Consider the following 3,980-nt stretch of genomic DNA (forward strand, 5'->3'; position numbering starts at 1 on the left):
GCCACACCAGCAAGGGCACGAGGATGAAATTGGCCAGCAGCAACGCCGCCAGGAAACGCTGGTTGCCCACGCCTCGGCGCAGCGCCAGAAACGGGATTTGCAGGAACATCGCATACATCAGCACCGCAGAGCAACACGATGTACAGCGGCAGCGGGTCCATCAGGTTGGGCTTGAAACGCAGCAGCAATTCATCGGTGAGCGCCTGCTGCGGCTGGGTGACGAAATGCGTCAGGCCCATCTCTTCGACCAGATCGCGGGTTTCCACATGGCTGTTGGCGAAGAACACGATGCCCATCAGCATCGCCAGTAAAAAGATATGCACCACGTACAGCACCCAGGCGCGCCGCAGGATTTTCAGTGCGGCAATCCAGTAGCCGTCGCGTTGCAGGATCTTGCCGTAGGCCAGCACGGCGGCGTAACCGGCGAGGAACACAAAGACCTCCGCCGCATCGCTGAAACCTAAGTTGCGCAGGGTGATCTGGCCGAGGGGATTGTGGGGGACGTGATCCCAGAAAATGAAGATCAACGCCAGGCCCCGAAAAAAATCGATGCGTGGGTCGCGTCCGTTCAGCATGGCAGCGGGCTCTTGTACGAAGGGTTTAGTAATGACAGACGAGCGCGGCGGTTGTCTTACGCCGCACGTCGGGCGGGCGCAGGTTGGCGGTATTTATAAGCAATTGCAAAGGCTGGGTATTACTGAATGTCTCAATGGCGCGGGGACGCTACCTGTTAATTCTGACAGTAGACGGAGCTCGGGCGCCGTGGCTTGCTGGAGCCAGTCGCAACGGGGCAACGGTATGACCAGACTGTGGAAGGGGTTCTCCAGCTACACGGTGATTGGCATCGCCAACACGGTGATCCATTGGCAGCTGTTTTTTGTGTTCCGTGCCGCGCTGGACCTCAGCCAGGCCGTGAGTAATGTCCTCGCGTTTTGCGTGGCGGCGTCCTTTTCGTTTTATGTCAACGCGATCTACACCTTTTCCACGCCCCCCTCGCTGCCGCGTTACGCGCTGTTCATGGCGTGCATGGGCAGTGTGAGCCTGGGCGTGGGGTGGCTGGCGGATCGTTGGCAGGCGCCGGGGATCATCACCGTGATGGTGTTTTCGCTGATCAGCCTGGTGTGCGGGTTTTTGCTGTCCCGGTGCGTGGTGTTTCGCGAGCGTGGGCAATGAGGGTCTCGCTGGTGGTGCCTGTGTATAACGAGGAGCAGGCGGTCGGCGTGTTTTACCGCAGCGTGCGGCAAGAGGCCTCGTTGCACGAGCACGCGGTCGAGATTGTGTTTATCAACGATGGCAGTTCCGATTGCACCGCCGAGTATGCCCGGGCGCTCGCCTTGGCCGATAGCCGCGTGGTGCTGATCAACTTCTCGCGTAACTTCGGTAAAGAAGCGGCGCTGTTCGCCGGGCTTGAATATGCCACGGGAGATGCGGTGATCCCGATGGATGTCGACCTGCAAGACCCGGTCGAGGTCATCCCGCAACTGCTGGCCGAATGGCAGAAAGGCGCCGACGTAGTGCTGGCCAAACGCCGGGATCGTTCCAGTGACGGCTACTTCAAACGCCGCAGTGCGTCGCTGTTCTATCACCTGCTCAATCGAATTTCCTACACCCACATCGAAGAAAACGTCGGCGACTTCCGGCTGATGGACCGCAAGGTAGTGGACGTGATCAAGGCCTTGCCCGAGCAGCAATTGTTCATGAAAGGCGTGTTGTCCTGGGCCGGTTTTAACGTAGCCATCGTCGAGTACGACCGCGCACCCCGTGCTGTCGGCCAGAGCAAGTTCAACGCCTGGAAACTGTGGAACCTGGCACTGGATGGCATCACCTCGTTCAGCACTTTGCCGCTGCGGTTGTGGAGCTATGTCGGCGGCGGTATTTCGCTGCTGGCGCTGGTGTACGCCGGGTATCTGGTGGTGGACAAGGTGCTGTTTGGTAATGCGGTGCCGGGGTATCCGTCGTTGATGACGGCGATCTTGTTTTTGGGTGGGGTGCAACTGATCGGGATCGGAATATTGGGCGAGTATGTGGGGCGGATTTATATGGAGGCCAAGCATCGGCCGAGGTATGTGATCAAAAAGATTGTCGCGTCAAACCAACCAGGTGGGGCATCGAATGAAAAGGAGCACGCGTGATGGAGTATCTGGTCCAACCCCTGTCACCCCGTAAAATATGGGTATTCTTTTTTACGACGACTTTGCTTTTCGCCTTACCGCTGATACTGGCGGACTACTTTTATATTGATGACAACTGGCGTGCGCAACTCGCCAGGGGGGGATGGAAGAACGACGGCCGCATCTTGGTGGATTGGTTTTACCAGGGGTTGTCGTTTACCCATGGCGCGCCGAACATGTTCCCCTTGCCGCTGCTGATTGCTATCACGGCTATGGCGTTTGCATTGCGGTCGCTGGCGATTCACTACTTTTCAAGGCCGAGCGTGGTGTCTTGTCTGGTGGTGTTACCGCTGTGGTACAGCCCTTTCTTCTTGCAAAACCTTTCCTACCAATACGACGGTCCGGCCATGAGCCTGGGGGTTGTGGCAATCATTTATGCGATCTGCTTCACCCATCCGTCGTGGTGGGTCCGCACGCTGTCATGTGGGGCTTTCATTGCTGTGGGGCTGAACCTGTATCAGATGGTGATCAATGTTTACATAGGGCTATGTTGCGTTGAACTCATACGAGCGGCCAGCGAGAAACAGTCGCCTCTTCAGGTTGCAAGACTGGTTCGAGATAAGGGGCTGCATGTACTGCTGGGGGTGGCGATGTATTTGGCGACCGCGCCACAACTTATGAATAACAACCGCAGCAGCGTGCGCGATTTCAGTGAAGGATGGGCCCAGAGGTTATTGTCAGATCTGCACCTTGCGGCGCAGCGTGTGTCACTGCTGTACAACGAGGGGAATGCTTGGCTGTGCGTGGCGCTGTTAGTCACTGCCGGAGCTGGCCTCGTGCTAGTCATTTGCAGGGTTATGCGTGTGCCGGCGAGCATGCCTTCGCGGGGCCTGGTGGCGGTCGGCTGTCTGGCTGCCGTTCCCGTCATGCTGATATCGATTCCTGGCCTGGCGCTGTTGTTCAATTACTATAACGATGGCGCAAGGCTAATGATGGGCACCGCGCCGGCGTTAGTCATGCTGTTGTATTTGGCTTATCAAGCGTTGGGCGCTATTCATCACCGGTTGGGCTGTCTGTTATTCCTCCCTGTGATTGCCATGTTGTCGTTCTCATATATGCATGGGCGAGTACTGAGCCTGCAGAGAGACTTGTCAGTCAGCGTCGGGCAAAGTCTGAGTTATGACGTTCTGTCGAATCGAGCACTAAAAGACATCCAGCAATTTTACCTGATCAATCGCAAGACTAATGGGTGGTTAGTGGGCAGCGATGGCTTTAGCGCGTTGGTGCCCGCATTGCGGTACGTGGTGAATGTGGATTTTTTCCTGTTGCCGGAAATGCTCCCGCGTATCGGCGGAGTGACCCATATTGCCTCAATGGAGGGGGCCACCTTCGACTTGATGGGGATAGAAAAGACCGCGCAAATGCCGGCGGATAACAAGTTCTACAGTCTGTATGTCCAGGGGCATTACGCTTACATCGTGATGAAAACCGTCCCGGCCGATGACAGGTATTAAAGGCCGGGAGCATGGCGATCAATCAGAGCTACGCAGCCACCACCTCATGCGGCTCAAAACTATCCGCCCGCGCCATCTGCCACATGCGCGAATAAAACTCGCCGTTTACTCCCCCGGTCAGCAATTCCCCGGGCTTGAGGAACACATGCAGCTGCGAGAACAGCTTGATCTCGGTGGCTGACATACGTCGCACCAAGTGCTTGGCCGACAGTTGCGACGGGTGCTCCAGGCCCGCTGCCGCGATCATATATCGGTGATGAATGTTAATACACGCCGAGAATAGGCTAGGTAAATTATCAACGCTGTTCTAGCATCGATTGCATGACCTAAACAACCTCTCAAAGAAGGGAGCTGC

Annotated in this window: 4 protein-coding genes and 1 pseudogene; 3 read left to right on the forward strand and 2 right to left on the reverse strand. The window is 56.7% G+C overall.

The window, feature by feature from the left end:
- Positions 1 to 575 (reverse strand): OpgC domain-containing protein (opgC, locus tag L9Z73_RS26760; protein ID WP_247407574.1); only part of this gene is annotated, 575 nt, incomplete at its 3' end.
- Between the two features lie 223 nt (positions 576 to 798).
- On the opposite strand from opgC, the gene L9Z73_RS26765 reads away from it, so the two are divergent.
- The 3 genes from L9Z73_RS26765 to L9Z73_RS26775 are packed head-to-tail and all read left to right on the forward strand — an operon-like array spanning position 799 to position 3,625.
- A complete protein-coding gene (locus L9Z73_RS26765) occupies positions 799 to 1,173 on the forward strand; it encodes a GtrA family protein (RefSeq protein WP_247407576.1) in 375 nt (124 codons plus the stop codon).
- Positions 1,170 to 2,132 (forward strand): glycosyltransferase family 2 protein, encoded by a 963-nt coding sequence (locus L9Z73_RS26770; RefSeq protein ID WP_247407578.1) that lies wholly within the window; start codon positions 1,170 to 1,172, stop codon positions 2,130 to 2,132. The genes L9Z73_RS26765 and L9Z73_RS26770 overlap by 4 nt, the downstream gene beginning before the upstream one ends.
- A complete protein-coding gene (locus L9Z73_RS26775) occupies positions 2,132 to 3,625 on the forward strand; it encodes a glucosyltransferase domain-containing protein (protein WP_247407580.1) in 1,494 nt (497 codons plus the stop codon). The genes L9Z73_RS26770 and L9Z73_RS26775 overlap by 1 nt, the downstream gene beginning before the upstream one ends.
- 28 nt (positions 3,626 to 3,653) lie before the next feature.
- On the opposite strand, the pseudogene L9Z73_RS26780 reads toward L9Z73_RS26775, so the two are convergent.
- Positions 3,654 to 3,872: pseudogene (locus L9Z73_RS26780) on the reverse strand (FMN-binding glutamate synthase family protein); the annotation flags it as partial.
- Between the last annotated feature and the right edge of the window lie 108 nt (positions 3,873 to 3,980).

Origin of the sequence: Pseudomonas emilianonis (genome assembly GCF_023072625.1) — a bacterium.
Taxonomy (GTDB): domain Bacteria; phylum Pseudomonadota; class Gammaproteobacteria; order Pseudomonadales; family Pseudomonadaceae; genus Aquipseudomonas; species Aquipseudomonas paraveronii.

What these genes read in the sequence shown, in the direction of transcription:
- L9Z73_RS26770 (WP_247407578.1), top strand. Translation starts at nt 1,170, where the DNA reads ATGAGGGTCTCGCTGGTGGTGCCTGTGTATAACGAGGAGCAGGCGGTC.
- L9Z73_RS26775 (WP_247407580.1), top strand. Translation starts at nt 2,132, where the DNA reads ATGGAGTATCTGGTCCAACCCCTGTCACCCCGTAAAATATGGGTATTC.
- L9Z73_RS26765 (WP_247407576.1), top strand. Translation starts at nt 799, where the DNA reads ATGACCAGACTGTGGAAGGGGTTCTCCAGCTACACGGTGATTGGCATC.